Origin of the sequence: Candidatus Leptovillus gracilis, assembly GCA_016716065.1 — a bacterium.
Classification (GTDB): domain Bacteria; phylum Chloroflexota; class Anaerolineae; order Promineifilales; family Promineifilaceae; genus Leptovillus; species Leptovillus gracilis.
In genome coordinates this window covers 16,895-35,919 of sequence record JADJXA010000008.1, presented here as the reverse complement: position 1 = coordinate 35,919, position 19,025 = coordinate 16,895, and the positions used below count along the sequence as shown (strand labels likewise).

General features: G+C 53.8%; 20 protein-coding genes. 5 read left to right on the top strand and 15 right to left on the bottom strand.

The features are described 5' to 3' along the window. Window positions 1-21 precede the first annotated feature (21 nt). The 3 genes from IPM39_19370 to IPM39_19360 are packed head-to-tail and all read right to left on the bottom strand — an operon-like array spanning window position 22 to window position 3,779. Entirely contained in the window at window positions 22-1,515 is a 1,494-nt protein-coding gene (locus tag IPM39_19370; protein ID MBK8988195.1) for a hypothetical protein, read from the bottom strand. Beyond that, window positions 1,516-3,375 (bottom strand): N-6 DNA methylase, encoded by a 1,860-nt coding sequence (locus tag IPM39_19365; protein ID MBK8988194.1) that lies wholly within the window; start codon window positions 3,373-3,375, stop codon window positions 1,516-1,518. Between the two features lie 23 nt (window positions 3,376-3,398). After that, a complete protein-coding gene (locus IPM39_19360; protein ID MBK8988193.1) occupies window positions 3,399-3,779 on the bottom strand; it encodes a hypothetical protein in 381 nt (126 codons plus the stop codon). Window positions 3,780-4,154: 375 nt separating this feature from the next. Here IPM39_19360 and IPM39_19355 point away from each other — a divergent pair, with 375 nt between their 5' ends. From IPM39_19355 to IPM39_19345, 3 genes are all read left to right on the top strand, one after another. Further along, complete coding sequence (locus IPM39_19355) at window positions 4,155-4,526, top strand: hypothetical protein (GenBank protein ID MBK8988192.1); 372 nt, start codon at window positions 4,155-4,157, stop codon at window positions 4,524-4,526. Between the two features lie 126 nt (window positions 4,527-4,652). Then, a complete protein-coding gene (locus IPM39_19350; GenBank protein MBK8988191.1) occupies window positions 4,653-4,838 on the top strand; it encodes a hypothetical protein in 186 nt (61 codons plus the stop codon). Window positions 4,839-4,936: 98 nt separating this feature from the next. Then, on the top strand, window positions 4,937-6,019 hold the full coding sequence (locus IPM39_19345; GenBank protein ID MBK8988190.1) for a hypothetical protein: 1,083 nt from the start codon (window positions 4,937-4,939) through the stop codon (window positions 6,017-6,019). Window positions 6,020-6,121: 102 nt separating this feature from the next. Here IPM39_19345 and IPM39_19340 read toward each other — a convergent pair whose 3' ends face one another. From IPM39_19340 to IPM39_19300, 9 genes are all read right to left on the bottom strand, one after another. After that, entirely contained in the window at window positions 6,122-6,454 is a 333-nt protein-coding gene (locus IPM39_19340) for a type II toxin-antitoxin system HicB family antitoxin (GenBank protein ID MBK8988189.1), read from the bottom strand. Window positions 6,455-6,610: 156 nt separating this feature from the next. After that, a complete protein-coding gene (locus IPM39_19335; GenBank protein ID MBK8988188.1) occupies window positions 6,611-9,253 on the bottom strand; it encodes a DEAD/DEAH box helicase family protein in 2,643 nt (880 codons plus the stop codon). Window positions 9,254-9,265: 12 nt separating this feature from the next. Then, a complete protein-coding gene (locus tag IPM39_19330) occupies window positions 9,266-10,216 on the bottom strand; it encodes a site-specific DNA-methyltransferase (GenBank protein MBK8988187.1) in 951 nt (316 codons plus the stop codon). Between the two features lie 93 nt (window positions 10,217-10,309). After that, a complete protein-coding gene (locus tag IPM39_19325; protein ID MBK8988186.1) occupies window positions 10,310-10,519 on the bottom strand; it encodes a hypothetical protein in 210 nt (69 codons plus the stop codon). Further along, window positions 10,480-10,980, bottom strand: a complete 501-nt coding sequence (locus IPM39_19320; GenBank protein MBK8988185.1) for a transposase — start codon at window positions 10,978-10,980, stop codon at window positions 10,480-10,482. Before IPM39_19320 ends, IPM39_19325 begins: the two co-directional genes overlap by 40 nt. Next, entirely contained in the window at window positions 10,896-11,582 is a 687-nt protein-coding gene (locus IPM39_19315; GenBank protein ID MBK8988184.1) for a hypothetical protein, read from the bottom strand. The genes IPM39_19320 and IPM39_19315 overlap by 85 nt, the downstream gene beginning before the upstream one ends. Window positions 11,583-11,694: 112 nt before the next feature. Then, on the bottom strand, window positions 11,695-12,078 hold the full coding sequence (locus IPM39_19310) for a DUF4277 domain-containing protein (GenBank protein MBK8988183.1): 384 nt from the start codon (window positions 12,076-12,078) through the stop codon (window positions 11,695-11,697). 19 nt (window positions 12,079-12,097) lie between these two features. Continuing rightward, window positions 12,098-13,177 carry a site-specific DNA-methyltransferase gene (locus IPM39_19305; GenBank protein MBK8988182.1) on the bottom strand — a complete coding sequence of 360 codons (1,080 nt, stop codon included), beginning with the start codon at window positions 13,175-13,177 and terminating at the stop codon, window positions 12,098-12,100. A 325-nt stretch (window positions 13,178-13,502) separates the two neighbouring features. Beyond that, window positions 13,503-13,901 carry an HU family DNA-binding protein gene (locus IPM39_19300; GenBank protein ID MBK8988181.1) on the bottom strand — a complete coding sequence of 133 codons (399 nt, stop codon included), beginning with the start codon at window positions 13,899-13,901 and terminating at the stop codon, window positions 13,503-13,505. 352 nt (window positions 13,902-14,253) lie between these two features. On the opposite strand from IPM39_19300, the gene IPM39_19295 reads away from it, so the two are divergent. Both IPM39_19295 and IPM39_19290 read left to right on the top strand, forming a co-directional pair. Then, window positions 14,254-14,874 (top strand): hypothetical protein, encoded by a 621-nt coding sequence (locus tag IPM39_19295; protein ID MBK8988180.1) that lies wholly within the window; start codon window positions 14,254-14,256, stop codon window positions 14,872-14,874. A gap of 16 nt (window positions 14,875-14,890) precedes the next feature. Further along, on the top strand, window positions 14,891-15,697 hold the full coding sequence (locus tag IPM39_19290; GenBank protein ID MBK8988179.1) for a nucleotidyl transferase AbiEii/AbiGii toxin family protein: 807 nt from the start codon (window positions 14,891-14,893) through the stop codon (window positions 15,695-15,697). A 67-nt stretch (window positions 15,698-15,764) separates the two neighbouring features. Here the strand turns inward: IPM39_19290 and IPM39_19285 are convergent, their stop codons facing one another. The 3 genes from IPM39_19285 to IPM39_19275 all read right to left on the bottom strand — a co-directional run bounded on the left by IPM39_19285 (window position 15,765) and on the right by IPM39_19275 (window position 18,482). Beyond that, window positions 15,765-16,970: a plasmid pRiA4b ORF-3 family protein gene (locus IPM39_19285; GenBank protein MBK8988178.1), complete on the bottom strand. Its 1,206-nt coding sequence runs from the start codon at window positions 16,968-16,970 to the stop codon at window positions 15,765-15,767. 370 nt (window positions 16,971-17,340) lie between these two features. Further along, window positions 17,341-17,919, bottom strand: coding sequence for a hypothetical protein (locus IPM39_19280; protein ID MBK8988177.1), 579 nt, complete (start codon window positions 17,917-17,919; stop codon window positions 17,341-17,343). A gap of 95 nt (window positions 17,920-18,014) precedes the next feature. Beyond that, entirely contained in the window at window positions 18,015-18,482 is a 468-nt protein-coding gene (locus IPM39_19275; GenBank protein MBK8988176.1) for a hypothetical protein, read from the bottom strand. Window positions 18,483-19,025 lie beyond the last annotated feature (543 nt).

Sequence of the window (19,025 nt, the reverse complement as noted above, 5' to 3'; positions counted from 1 at the left end):
CACACCTACCTTTGTGTTAGCTTAGACTGGTTCGCTTACTGATTTTGTTAAGGATAGCTCTTGTTGGATACTGGGCCAGGTGGGAGGCTGTAGCCGGCCGTCCATAATTCCCGCCACATCCAACCGCCCTTCGATGAGGGCTTCGACGTCGGCTTTAGCTGCTTTTGTTAATTTCGTAGCTTTGTCGAATAGCATGTACTGCTTTTGCACTATCGCTGAGATATATTTGCTATTGTCTGCACCAATATTGGGAATGGGCAAACCCATTAGTAATTCCTGGCCAATTTGAGGTTGTACAGCGCCGTAGGTTATTCGTTCTTGCAGTAGCTTCCCTGCCCAACTGTTCAAAAAGAACACAATCCACGGGGCTTGTTGCGGTTGCTTTAATCGTAGACGAATGAAATGCGAACTTATGATGGCTTCTGAATCATCAATCCGCACGAAAGCAGATTGCCCGATTGAACCTGTTCGTACTATCAAAATGTCGTTGGCTTTGATTTTTCCCCTTTCTGGAATGGAAGGGTCATTGGGGATTTTAGGGGCGTTTTCCAAATCTAAACGGCCATCTCGGATGTTACCCACTGTTAAATATGGTATCCCGTCTGCAACGAAGTCCCGATATTCCACACCGTTGGAAATACTACTGACCAACTCCCCTATGGTTTTATAGCCTTCTGGATGGGTCACGATATATCGTTCGATATCAATGTAAATTGATTGATAGAATTTAGCATCCAACCGTTCAGTAACGATTTCTGATGGTTCGATAGCATTTGTTTGTACTGAGTTGGAAGTTGGGGAGAGTCTTTTAAGAATACGATCAAAAAAGCCTTCTGTTTCCTGATCAAGCTCACGGCCGTTTCTGCGGCATTGTTCAGCGAGACGGACTTTAGCGCCAATGTAGGTTTGTAACGGCCGTGGGGGCACAAGCACAGACATCTGGCAAATATCGTCTGGGTTGATCCACTTGATAATCGAATTGCTCATCAAGCGTTCTTTCAACGTCTGGCAAGTTTGGGAAGTCAGATATGCCCAAAGGTAATGAACATCTACATCATTTTTGGGTACGAAACGATACATACTGCCACTAACAAAGGTTAATGATGGCACGTCTTCCCGAACAACGTGTACTTTGCGAGCATTGCCTTTCACTTCCACCAATAAATCGCCTGGTTGCACCAACGCGCCTGGCATGTCATTGGCCCAATGTCGCTCAATTGTTGTCAGATCATCATACTCGATCCAGCCATCATCAGTCGCTTCATTTGGGCGTATATAGGGGATATGGGTGCTGGATATTGGCTCGTCTAAGCCTTTAATACCCCAGTAAACACGGGATTTATAGGAACTGAGTTTTTGCAGGGGTCTAAGAGGGAAACCAGCAGATTTTAATGCCTCTACTGTTCGCAAATAGACAGGTTGGTAGAATTCAGCGTCAAGACGATCTTCCAACAATTTTCCGGGTATCCACACCTCTACGGGCTTTTCGGAAACGACAGTATACGCGGTTTGCATTTAGCTTTGCCTGCCCTTGATGTATGCTTCAGCAATATCTAGCAGATCGTTGCCATCTGGATCAACCACTTCCATGTTCCCTTTCTTCAAAAAGCCCACATGCTCGGCCACCGCCATAAAAATTGGCCCCTGTGGGTCAGCGGCATGGCGTTTCTTTTGCAAGTAGAGGAAGCTGGTTTTAGCCCCCGTGCCGCTCATGGCAAAGGTCTGCGTCGGCAGGCTTACCACCGCCTTCACAATCGCCTTGCCACCATGAAACTGCCCCGTCTGCCCATCCTTTACCCCCATCAAATATTCCCGGATGAAGCGGTCGCTGGTATTGGAAAGCAGGCCGTCGGGCACCACAATCAGCAGACGGCCGCCCGGTTTCAGCAGTTGCAGGTTGCGGTCCAGAAACAGCGCCGCCGGGTCCGCTTTATCCAACTCCTTCTTCTTCTCCGGCTTACCCGCCGGCCAGCTATACCCTAATTGCAGTTCCCCCTGCCGCATCTTCTCCAGCCCGGCCGCGTCATCATACTTCCCCTTGCCAAAGGGCGGATTGGTCATCAGCAGGTCAAACTTACGCTCCAGCCGGTCAATCACCGGGTCGGTAATCGAATCCTGGGTGCGCAGCAGTTGGTGGGCGCTGGCGCCAAAGGTCAGCAAATTCAGGTGCGCCTTCGTAATCGAAGAGGGGGAAGCATCCGCGCCAAAGAGGCTGTACTGTTTCAACTTTTGCAGCCAGGCAAGCTGATCATCAGGAGTGTAGCCTATGTTATCTAGCACACGTCGCTTCATCTCCGCCAACATGCCTACTAAAAACGAGCCGGTGCCGCAGCAAATATCCCCGGCCAGGAATTGTGGCCGTCCATCCAAATCCCTTCGCCATAAATCTTCGTCGGCGATGTCGTGGAAAACCATGCGCGCCATGCAGTCTACCACCTCCTTGCGCGTCAGATAGGTAGCCAGGCCGCCGGAAGAATCATATTTGCCGCGCAAAAAGGTGTTAAACGCCCAACCCAACAAATCCTCCGCCACCCGATCCGGGTCGCGGTCCTGATCCACCGTCAACTGCCAATCGGCAAAAATATCCACGGCAAAGGCCAGCACGCCAGGGTTGTTCAGGCGGAATGGCTCATCGGGCGGGAAGATAGCGGTGCGCCCACCGTTGGTCAGGTCGGGCATCTCATACTCCGGCAGCGCTGCCACCTCCTTAAAGACGCGGGCAAACCATTCCACCGCCTTGCCCTCCGCCTGCCGGATATAGTCGCCATTAAAAGCGTCGCGCAGCCGCTGCCCGCCATAGGTATAGTGGGGATGCCGTTCACTATGAATTTTGAGGAAGATGAGCTTACCCACCTCGTCTATCGCCTCATTGGTGGTGCTGACGCCGGCCCTTTTTTTGTAAATCTCCTCGTGCAACTGGTTGAACTTGCTTTGCAGCGCCAGATAGTTGCCCCGCTTAAACTCCCGCGCTTCCGCTTGCAGGCGGGTGCGGCGGCTGGTGGAAAGGCCGTCGCGGGCCACGCTGCGCCAATCTGCCTGGGCGGGCAGGGCCGGTACCGGCGTACTGCGGGCAATGTCGAAAAAGTAATCGGCTTTCCCATCGCTAATCCAGACAAAGCGGACCGACTCGCCGACAATGGCCGACGCCTGATATTTGGCCGCTTCCTGCAAGGCCGGGTTGTCACTCTGCCCGGAGGCTACCGGGTAACACAACACGACGGGCGTTTCGCCATCAAAAGCGATCAGCGCAGCATATTCCAGGTCGGCCACATCGGCGAAAGCGGTCAGGGGGTAATCAAGGCGTAAATCGACATAACCCAACCCGGCGAGCGTGGTTTGCATGTGGGTCAGAGCGCTGTTGGTGGTTACTGGCATTCTCTCTCCTGAAAGGCACGAGATTATTTCTGGCGCGGCTTGAAAAGCATGTTGTGGCGGACGGTAAATTGCTGCACCAAGACCGCGCGAACCTGTTCGGCCGGATAGTGGGTCTGCTGCGCCACATGGTCTACGACTGAGGTGATTAGCGCCCCAGGGGTGGGTATCTGGTCGAGGAAACTTTGGGCTTCACTGTGGATGCGGTCGGCCGGGGTGGTTTCGGCGAGAGTGAGGGTGTAACGGCCGTCGTCCAAAGGCTGTACGCGGGGGTCCAGGCGCAGCAAAAGACGCACCACCTCTAAGCCGTGGGGATGATCGGCGAAGTCGGGAACGGCCGTAAGCAGTTCGTTGGCGTTTTTCGGTTGTTCCTTAAGCTGATACAGCAGTTGTTCACTTACGTCCATGCTGGCTCCATGATAACTTCCGTGACAGGAAGGTATTGTACCGTGAAGCGGGATGACTGCCCAAAGGAATATAGTACCAGATGGCTATGAAACTCAAGGGGGGAGCAGGTTGTATTGTTAGACTGATTCATTAACCAAAGCAAATTCTGCAAAGAAGGTAAAAAGAACGGCCGTTACTACAAAGTGGGCCGGTTTCCTGACTGGAAGCCGGCCTTTTTCATTCTCCCAAAATCACAACTATGTGAAATACCTGTCCCCTTCTTTGCAGCCTCTTTGGGCGAGCCAGTCAGGGCGGCCTACGGCCGCAGGCAGGTGAGAATGGGCCGGCGTCTTGCCAGCCCAATAAACCCCATTTAGCCATAAGGAGAGACCCACATGCTAAACAAGCAACTCTTTCACCTCATCACCCGCCTGATGACCAGCCGCTGGGCGCGCCACGACGACGAACACCACAGCCCCTACGAAGAGGCCTGCACGGCCGTTCTCGGCCCCTTCCGTCTGGACGCCAACACCTGCTTGGTCCTCGACCACCGGGACGTGAGCATTAGCCTGATGCTGCCCATGCCCGGCGGCAAGCTGCACCTGAGCTACACCGCCTGCCTGGGCGAAGAGCCGGTACGATGGGCCGGTTGGTCTGTCTGGTGGCAACGGCCGTTCCCCGCCACCTTACCAACCCCGGCAAATGAAGGCGATTACGTTGTAGGCAGACGGCCGTTTACCAACTCTATCAAACAACCGCATATGTGATTTGGAAAGAGGCAGTCTCAACAGGCTGCCTCTTTTGCATTCCAGGAGCGAGAGCTAGAGCTAGAGCTAGAGGAGGAAGCGACCTCTTCCTCTAGCTCTAGCTCTTGCTCTCGCTAAGGAGGACTCATGAACAAACCAGACCCACAAAAGGTAATTCACCTGAAAGCCAATCAGCGGCGCGTGCCCGGCAAACAAAGCAGACGGAAGCAAACGGCCGTTCAACCCCAATGGGAAACTCACCAGGGCGATCAGGCCCTCGACGCCTGGGGCGTCGCCCTGCGCGCCCTCAAAGAGCAGGGTCACACTTACTAATCCCAACGATAAGGAACCATTTTCCCCAAAAAATGAAGCCGGTTGAGTTCGCACCTCAACCGGCTTCCCAAGTTTACGGCTGATGGAGGGCCGAAAACATGTTCACGCATTCTAATCCAGAAATAACCGTTTCACAAGCGCCGGATACCCCGGCAACCACCCAGCTGACCCGCGACGTGCCCCTGGCTGAACTTCAGCAGCGGGCCGGTGGGCTGGCGCGGGAATTGGGGCAGCAACATGGCTTTGACGGCCGTGAGTGGCGCACCCACTGGCAAGACATGACCCAGACCGCGCTGCTGGCTTTTCTCGAAAACAGCGACCAGCCCTTGGCCTATGCCTACACCTGCGCCCGCACCGCCCTGAAGAACTATGCGTGGGTTCACATCCGTGGGCTGAACGGCGGTTGGAAATCCCTCGTCGCCCGCAACTACTGTGTGATAGACACCGCCGACAGCATAGACAGCGATGACGACAATGGCGATGACAATCTGGCCTCGCGGCTGCCCGACAACCGCGATTACGACCTGGTGCCGCGCCCGGTGGAGTGGGCGGTGATGGGCCGGGAAGATGGCCCGCCGCCCGAAGTGGCCGACCTCTTTCGCGATTTGCTCATCATCCTGGTGGGCATGAGCAGTGAACGTTGGTATCCAGAGCAGATGTATCGCGGCGCGCTCATCCTGGCGATGAAGCTGACTGGTCATCTGTGGGAGGAGGTCTCAACGGCCGTTGGCGACCTCGAGTGGGATTCGTTGGTCAACATCTACCAGGAATACCGCCACGACTACCTGTTACCCTTCGCCGAATTATCCCCGTTAGGGCGCGAGGTCATCCGGCTGCGCGGCGAAATGCGGGTGCAGTGGTTTGAGGCGTTGAGCGAAGGCTGGTTGCAACTGGCGCAGCGCAAAATAGTCGTCTTTCCGCATGGCATTTACACCATCACTTATCGCCAGGACAAACGGAAGCCGGGCAAGATGGTGGCGGCATTACAGAAGGGGCGGCGGGTAAACGGCCGTATCTGCTCCCGGCAAGTGCATCTGGGGCCGGCCGGATCGCTGACCAAAGAGAAGCTGTGGGAGAAGTCGCTGGCTCTGGAACGGAAGCTGGTGGATTTCCTCGAAGAGGCGACGGGCAACCTGGGGCGGATCAATGAATCGCGCCAGGTGATGTTTGGCGTGATTTAGAAGCAAAAAGAGAAGGTCTGGCGGGCAACCGTCAGACCTTCTCTTTTTTCTTTTGCCAGAGGCGGGAAAGGAAAAGCCGTTTTTCGTCTGCCACCAATGGCCCTACGTCTGTACAGCGTCGGCAAATTGCTCGGCGGCCCATTGGTTGATGCTTTTGCCGCTCACTTCGGCGGCGATGGCTACGGCTGCATGGATGTCGGGCGGGATGCGCAGCATCAGCTTGCCGGAATAGGGCTTTTGCGGCGGGCGATTCAGCCGGGCGCACGTCTCCAGGTAATCGTCCACCGCCTCTTCAAAGGCGGCGCGTAACTCGGAGACCGACTCGCCATGAAAGCCGACTACATCTTGAATCCCGGCAATATGGCCGACGAAGCATTGGTCTTCGTCGCTGTAGGCAATCCGCGCCGCATAGCTTTTGTAGGTCATTGTTTTCATGGTTCTATTCCTGCCGATTCCAAAAAACGTGGCGCACATCTTAGCGGTTTATATATCTCGGTTTGGCAAAGATTTGTCGTCGCCCACCAGGTCTGGTATCCGCCCAACGGTCTGGCCCCTCGGCCCCAACGCCAGGCAGCCTGCTTTGTCCCATTCTTAAGGAAGGGACAGCGCCCCGCGAAAAGCCTGCTCAAATGATGACTTTCTGACCGCTTCATTGTAAAACGGCAGGCCAATCAATTTATATTCATCCGTATCATACAGGGTGGGCAGCTTATGCTGGTTGGCAATAGCCAGTAAAAACTGCTCTTTATGCTCGTCTGTTTTAAGCAGGTGATCCCCTTTTGGCTCGATAAACAACTGGTATGAGACCGGCTTTTGCGTCGCTTTCTCGACGGCGAACAAGACGAAGTCTGGCTCAAAGGCACGTCCGTTGGCGAAGGTGTAGAGGGTAAACAGCTTTTCGTTGCGGATCAGGTAAAGCTGCTCATACCGCTTTTCTAGCTCAGCCATAGCGCCGTGCAAGAAACGGACGAAATACTTTTCCTCGGCCGTGCCATAGTTTTCATCGTAGACATACCACGCTTTGTCGTCTAATGTCAGTTGGAGGGCGCTGTTAGATGTCTGGCTTTGGGCAAGGCCATACTCCTGATCGCCGCCTTCGTTGATGCTGATTTGCAGCGTCTTGTCTTTCAGGCAATGTTGGATGAAGAGGGGTTCAAACAGGTCTGTACCGATGTAGTCTGGCGTGCTGGTCTGGATGGCCTGGCCGATTTTTGCCAGAACGCTCAGGGCGATTTGCAGCTTGTCGGCCTGGGAGAGGTGGTCTAACTGCGTTGGCGTGCCGGTGAGATCTATGGTGACCCACCCTAAATAGTCGGCGGACGTGATTAATTCGACACTGGATTGCAGGTGGGGCAGGTAGCGTTTTAGCTGGTCGAAACGATAGGCGGGCAGCCGGTGCAGGGCGGCGCGGATGACATTTTCCCCTAACTCTTTGAGGGATATTGAACGGGTCATGGTGGCGACGCCGGGCGCGGCGGCGGTGTTGGCGTCGAGGATGGTGGTTTCTTGCGTCTGGCCGGTTTGCAATTGGTAGTGATGGCGCAAGGGAATGTTGAGGGTGGGCAGCCCAAATATATTGGCGCGGGGATTGGCAACCCGCTTGTTGACGAAGATGAAGCCGTTTTGCCAGAGGTCGGTTGTTTTGAAGGATTCTTTGACGCGCAGGGTGACGGCGCGGCTGCGGTCGGGCATGATGCCGGTCTGGATGAGTGCCTTGTGCAGTTCGTCTATGTAGCGGGGGTTATGGGCGCTGTGGTAATAGAGGCTTTCCAGAATGCGCATCTCGTGGTTGAGATCGTGGTCGAATTTGCGCTGGTCAAGCGGCTGGCCGTTATAGGCGAAGGGGAAGTAGCGCGCGCCGCGCCCGATAAGCTGCGCTTCGGCGATGGTGGTTTTGCCGGGAATGCCTTTTTTAGCATCGCGGGTGTCGTAGAGGCGCACGATGTCGAACAGGTTAAGCACGTCCCAACCTTCGTTAAGTTTGTCTACGGCGAAGATGACGCGAATGGGGTTATCGCGCTCTTCGAGAGAGTTGACCAGGAGTTGTTTTTCTTCGCTGTCGGCCTGAGAGTTGACGCTGAGGCTGTGATGGGGAGCGAATTCCTGCCGGAGTTCGGCGGCCAGGTCGTCCAGGTGGATGGTTTGGGCGGCGAAGTAGGCAAAAGCGCGTTGCAGGGCGCCGCTGGCCTGTTGGCTAAGCGGCTGCAACTGTTCCCCGTCTAGCTGCCCGATCATCTGTTGGAATTCGTCGGCGTGGGTTTTGGAGTCGGCGATGGTGCGCGACTTCATGAGGATAACAGGCTTGAGATCTAGCCCTTGTCTGGCGGCGACTTTGCGGCGGTATTGGCTGAGGATGACAGCTTGCAGAGCGCGCTGCATGGGGGGCAGGTCGGCCTGGAGGACCGTGACTTCTTTGGAGTAGCCGTCCTGGCGGAACTTTTTCAAGTCATACTGGCAGAGGATTTTGTCGGCGTATTTGGCGGCGATGGCCGGGTTGTCTAGCTCGATGGTGGCGGTGAATTCTAGCAGCAGGTTGCCGGGGCGGGCGGTGAAGATGCGGTTAACGGTGGCTTCCCAGGTGTTGAGTTCATCTAATTCTGATGGAGCCAGGTCATTGGATTGGAATAATCCCGGCTGGTTGGGATTTGCCTGACTTTTAGTGAGGGCGTTAATGTGGTGGGCTTCGTCGGAGATGAGGACCAGGTTGTGCTGGGCAAAATCGTCGTAGGTGAGGCTGTTTTCACGGGGCTGATTGAGGCGGCTGTGCAATCCCTGTACGGTGGTGAAGAGGATGTTAATCTCGTCGGGGTGGGCAGTTTGGAAGTTGTCTACGGCGCGAAGTTGCGTTTGTTTTGCGCCGAAGGTGAGGGTTTCGGCGAAGAGGTATTTGCCGGAAAGTGGGTTGAGGAAGTTGTCACGGGTCTTTTCGATGATGTTGGTGCTGTTGACGAAAAAGAGGAAGTTGCGGTAGCCCTGCTGGTAAAGATAGAGAATGGCGGCGGCCATGACCAGAGTTTTGCCGGAACCGGTAGCCATGTGAAAGAGCAATTGCGTCGGGTTGACTCGTTTGGGAAAGCCGCTGAAGTAGTAGAAAAAACGGGCCAGGGCTTCTTCCTGATAGGGGCGCAGGGGCAAGGTGGGCTTGAGATTGCCTTTGATGTCATCAGGTATCAGGCGGGGGATAACCTGATATTCCCACAGAGTATTGAGGTCTTGGTATAAAAACTGCGGCATGATTATTCCTGCTTATTCCCCGTAGAATTGGCGGTTGAGGGCTTTGTCGGCATCGCTGACGGCGTAGAGGGCGTCGTCGCGTTCGCTGTAGGGGACGTAGAGCTGGTTTTTATCCAGGACTTCGAGAAGGAAGCGGCGCTGGTCTTGAAGGGAGAGGTCGGCGAAGGCGGCGGCGTGGGCGTCGAATTCTTTGAGGTTGAGGCGGTAGCTGAGGTGCGCTTTGGCTTGCATCTCGGACCAGATGGCTTGCAGGCTGTCTGTGTCGGCGGCGGCCTGAATGAGGGGGATGAATTGCTCATTCCACTGCATTAGTTCTGCGTAGACAAAACTGCCGCCGCCCTGCCAATTAACTGACTTTGAAACACCAGTTTGATCGCCATTAATAACATTTTGCAAGCGAACAACACAATCATCTTCCCCGTAATCAAGTTGTTCAATACCGATATACTGATGGTTCATTTTGTGAGCAACAGCCGTAGTTGTTCCACTTGCAAGAAAGAAATCTAATACCAAGTCACCTTCTTCCGTAACTATCTCTAAAAGTTGTTTTATAAGCTTCTCTGGTTTTTTCCCATTTTTAAGCTTTACATATCCTTCTTTTGCTATTCCTGCCCAAGAAATATGATCCCAGAAATTTGATAATAATTCTGTAACTTGAGGTTTTCCATCTACTATGTGTATTTTTCGAGAATAAAAAGTTAATTCACCACCACGGTAAACATATGTGTATAAACCATCTTGTTTTTGATGGATAAAAACCTTATCTCTTTCTACACGTGATTTCACTTGAAGCTCTTTAATTACTTTGGTTGGCTTATGAAAATCTCTAACGCTTGCAACCTTATCTGCGTTTTGAAAAGCAAATTCAGCGATTAAACCGCTTAATATTTCTTTGTAAAGTGACTTGAATTGCTCTTTTACTTCTTTTTCACTAGCAAAGCCATATGCAGGGCGTTCGCTCAAATAAACGAGCAAAAGTCCAATTCAGATTGCCATATCGGTGAAGTGGTTCAGAAGCCAGCAAAACCGATATGACAGCTACAAAAAACAAGCACTTTACCAATCAAATACCGTCAACAGGCCCAATCCACCCCTGGTTAACCGGTTCAGGCCACAGTCCAGTTGGTATACAACGTAGCCGACAAGCCTAACAGAGATAAAATGCGCTGCTACGGCCGTTAACGGCGTCGCCTGACAGACCCGCTGCCCGGTCAGATGGATAATGCTCAGGTTGATGTTGTCAAATGCCTCCAGCAGCCGCTCCATCGTCGGTCGAGCCGTGGCCCGCTTGGGGTTGCCGGGGTGATGCCACTCAGTTCTGACTGTTGGTCGGCCAGAGCGCGACGAGCCGTGTAATCGCCTAAGGCCAGCAGTCGCGCTGCCAGCGAGAGCAAATGAAACAAGCCCTGCGCATGGTCATCCCGCTGGACATAGACCGGGGTGATGGAGAGCATCTTGCCTTTGAGACGGCGGAAAATGTTCTCCTCGATATACTGGTCGCGGTAAGCCAGGACGGCCTCGGTCAAAGAGAGCGACGCCTGCGGCGCATTGGTCAGGTAGATACGCCAACCGGCCCGGAACAGCGCCCACTCAATCGCCGCCTCGTCTCGCTTGACCTGCACCTGGTAGCGAATGTCTTGCTCTACTCGTGCCGGTTGACCGCGATAGCCGCGGATGGCGCGTTCTGTGACCTGGCGAGTGTAGCTGACCGGCAACAGACCGGCCACGCGATACTGCTTTTCAATAGCGGCAATGGCTTTTGGAAACTCGCTTCATCGGTGATGGGGCGTTTACCCCGCCCTGGCGCAGGCGTTAAGTCCCGCAGCGCCCCTTCCGCTTTGGCCAGCCGCTGCCGCAAGTTCGCCTGTTCGGTCTGTTGGTAGCTCAACGAGCGCACCACCAGACAACGCTCCGACCAGACGACATGCTGTGTGCCCACCCCAGCCTGATGGGCGCGGCTGACCTCGAATCCTTCGGCGATGGCCAGGGAGCAGTCAGGCTCTTGTCCCTCCTCAGGCTCATCGTCGGGCAGGAAAACCGGCATCGCCGCGCCGCCGTCAGCCCACCACCGGCGCAGGTACTTGTCCAGCAGACCCGGTTCACTCTTGCCATCGGGCAGGGGCGTCAGATAGTGGTCATGGCCCGCCGCAATCGTGGCCCGGGTGTCAAAGGCGCTCATCTTGCTGTCGCCGACAATGAGCAGTCCATTCCGGGCCAGCATCTCTTTCACCCGCTGGTAGCAAGGCACATACAGCGGGTCATCGGCCCGATTGCCAGGAACCACATCCAGCGCCAACAACAAGCCCAACGGGTCGAGGCTGGCCAGCATCGCTTTGAACTGCGGTTCATAGACCCTTCTTTGTTCTTCCCCACCTGAAACAACAGGTGACCCGCCGGGTCGTGATACACGCCGGCGGTTGTGCCATCCAGCCGCACGATGTTCACCGACCGCAGGTCGTAAACGCGCAGCAACCGATTACCCAACAGGCTCTCGATCCGCCGCCACTGGTCAGGCTCGTGCAGTTCCCGCAGACAAATCGCCAGTCGGTCATCGGTGAAGTCAAGCTCACGTCCTGTCCGGTCAACTGCCGCAAAGAAACCTGATGGGTTGCCACCCACTCTTGAACCCGATCCATCCGATGGTTGTACGCCGAGATGATGTGGCTGAGCCAGATGGAGATCACCCAACCCATGCTCAGTCCCTGCCAATTCCCGTGCGGTTTGATGACGGTATCAATGGTGGACTGAATGCCCATCTTTTCGATAAACCCATACAAGAGCGGCAGGTCATCCAGCCGTTCAACACTGATTGTGAATTCTGGCATAGTCATGCCGCCAATTTTACTATTTACCGCTCAATTTGAGCGAACCTCGAGCATATGATTCTAGAACCTTTTGTTTTAGTGGTATAACCTTCCAGCTAGAAACATCTTCCTCTCCTTTAACCTTTTCCACATACTTATTGTAATTAGAATGATATGCCGCTGGTACGTAGTTTGTTCTAAATTGGAAACGCGACTTATCTTTTGTGTAAAATAATACAAATTCTGTAACATCAATTGGCCCTGGATTATAAGCCTTAAAACCAGAAGGAGATGCAGCTTTAATTGAGATGATTTGTGCTCTGTTTTCAACCCCAAATAACTCGTCTAATATGGCAGTTAGATAAGCAAGTTCATGATGATCTATTTGAACAAATAAGGCCCCATCTGGTCTTAATAACTCTTTTGCTACACTAAGGCGATTTTTCATAAACGTAAGCCACGTAGAATGATTAAATCTGTCATTATACTGAAAACTATCACCTCCCATATTGTAAGGCGGGTCAATATAAATCAGCTTCACTTTGCCAGCGAAACGTTTCTTTAGCAAGGCCAGGGCCAGCAGGTTGTTGCCCTTAATAATCAAATTATCGGTCGCCTGAAGTTCAGTCACTTCGTGACGGCCGTTGGCGTCATAGCGCCGCCAGTTGGTGAGCAATTTGGGGGCCAATAGGCGGTCCACGTCGTCGGGGGCCAGGGTTTCATTCCAGAAGATTTCGTCTCGTTTTTGTTCCTCTTTGGTTTGCCCGCCCTCCAGCACGCAATCTTTATAGGGCCAGACCAGAACCACGTCGCGGTTTTCATGCAGGTAACGGCCGTCGGCCGTCGCCAGCCCAATCTTGTTCTTAAAGCTGGTATAAGAGTCGGGCAAAAAGGCTTTGTGGTTGATGAAGCGGACAAATTTGTCCCGGTCAAAGACCAGCACGCCATCAATATCTACAAAAAAGTGGGCTTTCAGCCGGTCGTGGCTTAGGAGCAGGCGCAGCAGTTCCCGGTCTAGTTTCAGGGCGTATTCGGTGACCTGGTTTTTCAGGAGTTGGTTATTGGCGTAGAAACGGCCGTCTTGTTGCAGTAACGCGGTGAGTTGGCTGGCTAATTCCATTTGTTGCTCCTCAAGGCAAAGTGGTTAGAGATTGGCTTCAAGGTCATTCATAACCGAATCAATCTTGTGACTTTAACAAGTCTGCCCGCTAAAGCCGGGCAAAGTATAACCGAAGGGGTGAGGCTTAGGCTACAAAGAGAAGCGAGACCTGCTGCCAGACCTCGTGGGGTTTTGGTCAAAATCACGCGAGATTTTAAAAAAATGTCGTGAGATTTTTTAAAAATGTCGTGAGATTTTTGGAAAATCTCACGACATTTTGGGCCAAACCTCACGACATTTCCGGCAAAAGCACCTGTACTGCGTTTGCGCCGGTCGCGGGGATTGTTTAGACGCCTGACTTGCTGTTCACCTTCTCGAACTGAATCTTGGCTAACTCCTCCTTAAACGCGGGGCCAGGGACAAAGCGCACGGAGACCCGTTTGATGTTGCGCGAACTCACCAGGTCGGGTGAAGCGGAGCCTTCGCTGCTGATACTCAGGCGAAAGCTGCCGAAATCGCCCAGGTCCACCACCCGCCCCATCGCCAGATGCTTGGGGATGAGGGCCAGCATGTTGGCCAGAGCGGCGGCCATGTCGGCGTCGCTCAGGGTCGAACGGTCGGCGGCTTCGGCGGCCAGGATGCGCTGGTTAGAACGGCCACTGCTTTGCAATGAGGGGTAAAATTTACGTGGGGCCTCCCGGTTGCTAGGGTTCACCTTCTCCACAACTTTATACTTCGCTGCCATTGTGTCCTCCATATGATGGTATGTGCTGCACGGAAAACGCTGTTTGGGTTGGCGACCTTCCGGCAAAAGAAAAATAGACTGCCGCTAAGATAATGAAGCGGGGGACGTCTGGCAATAGGATGATTGGGGGATGGGGCGCGGGGCTGCGCCGGGGAAATAAAAAAAGCCCTCGAATGATTCGAGAGCTTTTCTTGCTACGGGAGCGACGGGCTTGGATACCGCTCCGGGCGCAGGTGTGTGGTCTGGGTAGCGGTGGGTGATTTGAGTTATTCCCAGCTTATGCTGCGGCTGGTAAGAGGTGGCTAATCAAAAATTCATTGCATTAATTGACGATTCTGGCTACAATCCATTCATGTATTTTCAACAAGTATTGCCCCAATTAGCTCCCTTACCCTTATTTGAAAGCGGGCAACTTTACGCGGGAACTGATTCCCCCCAGCAGGTACAGCGGCAGCTTGCAGATTGGGTGCGCGCCGGAAAGGTGATTCAATTACAGCGCGGGCTGTACACTCTCGCCTCACCTTACCACTTAGAACGCCCACACAGCTACTTAATCGCCAATCATCTGGCGCGTGGTTCCTATGTCAGCCTGCATACAGCTTTATCCCACTACGACCTCATCCCGGAGCATGTGGCTGTCGTGACCAGCGTCACGACGGGTCGCCCAGGTACGTGGCAAAATCCATACGGCCGTTTCACTTTTCAACACATTCAACCAGCGCTGTTTTTTGGCTTTGAATACCGGCAGGTAACACAAACACAATGGGCGTACCTGGCGACACCGGAAAAGGCGCTGCTAGACCTTATCTACCTGACGCCCGATGCGGATAGCGAAGGGTATATTCGCCCTTGCGGCTGCAAAATCTGGATCAGCTTGATGTTGACCGACTGGCCGATTACGTTAAGCGGGCCAACAAACCAAAACTCAAACGCGCCTTATCGCACATCTTACAAGTTGTGGCCGAGGAATTAACAGAGTACGTGACCTTGTGATCCCCTATCTGAAAGCGCAAATTGAGCAGACATTTATCCCGGAAGCGCAAAGAGCGATGGTGCGCGAATATCTGCAAATGCGGATTTTGCAGAGTTTGCAAAACGCTGGGGCCATGATTCCCCTGGCTTTTCATGGGGGAACAGCCTTGCGACTGCTTTACCACATGCCGCGCTATTCGGAGGACCTGGATTTTGCGCTGGAACGACAAAGCGAGCAGTATGATTTGCGCCGTTATTTGACCGCCATACAACGTGATTTGCAGGCCGAAACGTATGACGTCGAGATAAAACTGAATGAGCGTCGTGTTGTTCACAGCGCCTTCATTCGTTTTCGTGGCTTGTTTCACCGCCTGGGTCTGTCGCCGCATGAAACGGAGATCCTGGCGATCAAACTAGAGATTGATACGAATCCACCGGCCCAGGCAACCCTGGCGACGACTCAGGTGCAGCATCATGTTGCTGTTAATTTGCAGCATCATGACCAGGCATCCTTGTTAGCCGGCAAGCTTCATGCTCTCTTGCAGCGGGAATATGTCAAAGGGCGTGATTGGTATGACCTTTATTGGTACTTGAGCCAACCGCAATGGGCGCTGCCCAACTTCGCCATGTTGAACAATGCTCTGGCTCAATCTGGCTGGGAGAATGGCGTCCTTACATCTGATAATTGGCGCGAGCATGTACAGACACGATTGGCGCAAGTGGCATGGACGCGGGTGGTGGAGGATGTCCAGAGATTCTTAATGAACCCAGAGGAACTGACGAAATTCAGCGCCGAAACGATCAAGAATTTGTTGTTACGGTAAGATTGTTCCAGAGGAACGGAAGCGACGTTTGCCATCTGTGGGGTTGCGGTACTTTTAGGAGGTGCGTTTAGGTCGAGTGCCAGTGCCGGTAAGGATCCCAACTCATTTGGCCCGTTTTTTCGTCAATGTCGGGATATTGCGGCGGTGGCATCCCCTGGTAGGTGGCGATGCGTGGATAGTCTCCTTTGGGGGCCAGGGGATTGATGGTTAGAACCGTCACATCAAATTCATGGTTGTCGCCATAGTCAAATAGATAGAGAAAGACCTGGCCCTCTTGTAAGTTCAGGCGCGCCATCTGAATCTGGTGGGTGTGGACGGCCGTATCGGACCAGGGGCTGCCGATTTCGCTCTGACGGTCTTGCTGATCGCCGCTTAAATAAAAAGAATAGAGATGGTCATCCATCCAGCGAAAGGTAGATTGAATCGTCAGGTGCAGGTCTTCGAGGGTGTTGTCTTCCGCCAGTTCGATGTCGCGCCAGACTTCGGGCATGGCGCGATGGTTGACGCGCAGCAGATAGCTAGTGACGCTGCCTGTGTGGGCTTTGCGTGATTGGCGGGCATGGCGACGTCCGTAATCGGGATCATATTCGCGGGGCAGATCGGGCGGGTTCTCAAAGTCGTAAGTCTGCGCCGGTTGGCCCGAAAAGGCGCTGCCCAGTGGGTCTGGTTTGAATTCAGGCGTGGGCGGTTCATCCCCGTAGAGGATGGCGGTTAACACGCCCTCGTGCCGCAGTTCGTTAAACGGATCGGGTGGGATGGGGTGATGGTAGAAACCGGTTGCCAGCAAATAGGCGGTGAAATCCCACTCGGCCGGGCCATACGGCCGTTGCTGCATCAATTTCTGACCAATCGCCACCAATTCCCGGTTGCGCGCGGCAATGACCGCTTCGTCCCGGTCGGCGCGAGGTTGGAAAAGGACCCGGTATTGTTTGGCCTCGCCATCCACCACGTCAAAGAGCAGATGGTCGCCCGCAGCGGCATCGAGGCTGTGAAACCAGCCCCAAAACGTGGCGTCGGCCGGCGTACCCCAGATGCCACGCGAGAACATGGTGATGGAGAAGACGGCCGTTTCCCCATTGGGCAGGGCAACCTGAACCGGGCTGCGGTCATTGTGTTTCTGACTGGCGAAGAAAGTTGGGCAAAGGGCATCGCGCAGGTCGTCGTCGTAGTACAACTGGTTTTGGGCCAGTTCGGCGGCCTGGATGGTGTGGCGGATGCGGGCGTTGTTGATCAGGCGAGGTTTCCACCCGAAACGGCCGTCGCCGGTAGACACGAGCAATTGGCTCTGGCTGATGGCGTTGCGGATGGTGTTTTTGGGGTTTTTGGTGGTAATGGGCGCGATGTTATTGACTCTGGCATAATTTCAGCGAACGGCAGCGGTTCCGGGGAGGATTGAACCACTTCATGGGTTAGTTGGGTAAAATTGACTTTGGGTGTCTTCATAGAGACATCTCCTTTGCTCAATGGCTGGTAATTACTAAGGCTCTCTGGAGAGGTTCGATGGTTGGTCAGTTTGAGGTTGGCTGAAAACCAACCAGCAAACTAACCAACCGGCAAACTTTTCCAGACAGCCTTAGAGGTTTGTCGGCGTCGGGCGAAAATTTACCCTAGGCCGCCACCAAGTAATTTGATACTTTCTGGCCCTATGACGTCTCCGGTTTACCCGGTTTTGGTTGAAGGCGGCCCGGATGGCGGGCACGGCCGTTTGTCCCCAACTCATCCAAGGCATAAACCAGATAAGCATTCAGATCGGCATGTTTGGCCGGACTGCCGTTTAACAAGTCTATAAATCTGCGCCCAATCAGCGTACCCTGACTGGCGTCTGTTTGCGCTATTTTTAGTAAACCGGCCACGAGAATGCCCAGCTTTTTGTCTGAATAAGCCCTCTTCTCCACCATTTCCCAGAGAGGGAGCGCTGCCTCCTGCCCCATTTGCCCCCAAATATCTGGCAGCCGGTCAGAAAGCCAATCGTCTTTTACGGTGATCAGGGGAAGCAAAGCAGCGGCGAACGCGACTGCCCGCAAATGCCCTAACACGGTCAGGGCGTGATAAGGCGCCCAACTAGCCGGCTGCCCCGACCAGCCATTCACCAGGCCCGGGTCAGCCGCCATTTGGCTCAGTTCTGGCAGCACACTGTGCCACTGCGCCTCCTGGGAAAAGTCGGGCATCATTTTCATGGCGGCTTCGTCCAACTGCCAGCCTAAGTTTAATAAAGGCGTCAACAGGGGGCTATAGTTGCCTGGCTTCGGCGCTTTAAAGTTGATCGGTTGGGGTGGTATGTCTCGCGGTGTTATGTCGGTGGCATAACCCAGATGTATTAATCGGTCCGATTCAAAACGTCATCTGGGTTAGACATGCCCATCAACAGGCGTCGCAGCTGATTGGGATTCTTCGTTTCTTTCGTGATAGCTTCATCAAAGCCACGTTTGGATAAGAAGGGCCTGTTGCCGCCAAACTGGGCAAATAAGAGGCGATAGTGACGGTAAACGGCCGTTTCATCAGTCAAAAATGACGTATGGATATGTCCTTGGTAGCGTTGTAAAACATAGCCAACCTCATACGCGCCAAATTGGCTGACAAGTCTGGTGACAATATTAGGGTCGTTTCCCACTGAGCCAGCTATTAACTGCCGCAAAATCTGGTCGCGTTGAAAGACAATCCTGCGCCAGGTTTGTTGGTCTGGGTAGGTTGTGGGTGGATGATGGGGCGACTGAACGGATTTTGCCGATTGTGGTTTGGATGTTGTGCGAAAGAGTCGTTTTGCCATGACATTATTGTGCTGCAACCCGTCTTGATTGTCTACGTTTTCCCGGTTTTTAATGTAATAGTGGTAGGGTCGGCGCTCTGCCTGGGCGTAGGCGCATATTGGGTAGCGACGGATGAGAGGTGAACTGATTGGGGATGGTGGGGAAAACGGCCGTTGACCACAACCTCAAAAGCGTGATGATAACCGTGATCGCGTGGTTCCAGAATTAGCCATCCACCGGGGAACGGAAACGACGTTTGCCAGTTGTCTGGGTAAAATCTAGGCTGCTTATGCGTGCCAGGCGACGCTGATGGGACGGTTTGATAAAGCGAATTTGTCGGGAGGGGAAACGGCCGTTTTTCCCCAGTATGGTTGGCGGGAGCGACTCAGGGTGGAACCCGCAGCGGGTGTGGCGCGCAGAAAACAAAAAGCTCTCGACTAAATCGAGAGCTTTTTTAGCTTTTGCCCGGAGCGGGAGCGACGGGCTGGATACCGCTCCGGGCATAGGTGTGTGATCTGGGCTGGAAGAGGTGATCTGAGTTATGCCCGGCTTATGCGGTGGGTGGTAGGAGGGGAGGTGTT

Coding starts and splice junctions, on each gene's coding strand:
- IPM39_19370 (MBK8988195.1), bottom strand. CDS start 1,515: ATGCAAACCGCGTATACTGTCGTTTCCGAAAAGCCCGTAGAGGTGTGG.
- IPM39_19365 (MBK8988194.1), bottom strand. CDS start 3,375: ATGCCAGTAACCACCAACAGCGCTCTGACCCACATGCAAACCACGCTC.
- IPM39_19360 (MBK8988193.1), bottom strand. CDS start 3,779: ATGGACGTAAGTGAACAACTGCTGTATCAGCTTAAGGAACAACCGAAA.
- IPM39_19355 (MBK8988192.1), top strand. CDS start 4,155: ATGCTAAACAAGCAACTCTTTCACCTCATCACCCGCCTGATGACCAGC.
- IPM39_19350 (MBK8988191.1), top strand. CDS start 4,653: ATGAACAAACCAGACCCACAAAAGGTAATTCACCTGAAAGCCAATCAG.
- IPM39_19345 (MBK8988190.1), top strand. CDS start 4,937: ATGTTCACGCATTCTAATCCAGAAATAACCGTTTCACAAGCGCCGGAT.
- IPM39_19340 (MBK8988189.1), bottom strand. CDS start 6,454: ATGAAAACAATGACCTACAAAAGCTATGCGGCGCGGATTGCCTACAGC.
- IPM39_19335 (MBK8988188.1), bottom strand. CDS start 9,253: ATGCCGCAGTTTTTATACCAAGACCTCAATACTCTGTGGGAATATCAG.
- IPM39_19325 (MBK8988186.1), bottom strand. CDS start 10,519: ATGGAGCGGCTGCTGGAGGCATTTGACAACATCAACCTGAGCATTATC.
- IPM39_19315 (MBK8988184.1), bottom strand. CDS start 11,582: ATGCTGGCCAGCCTCGACCCGTTGGGCTTGTTGTTGGCGCTGGATGTG.
- IPM39_19310 (MBK8988183.1), bottom strand. CDS start 12,078: ATGCCAGAATTCACAATCAGTGTTGAACGGCTGGATGACCTGCCGCTC.
- IPM39_19305 (MBK8988182.1), bottom strand. CDS start 13,177: ATGGAATTAGCCAGCCAACTCACCGCGTTACTGCAACAAGACGGCCGT.
- IPM39_19300 (MBK8988181.1), bottom strand. CDS start 13,901: ATGGCAGCGAAGTATAAAGTTGTGGAGAAGGTGAACCCTAGCAACCGG.
- IPM39_19295 (MBK8988180.1), top strand. CDS start 14,254: ATGTATTTTCAACAAGTATTGCCCCAATTAGCTCCCTTACCCTTATTT.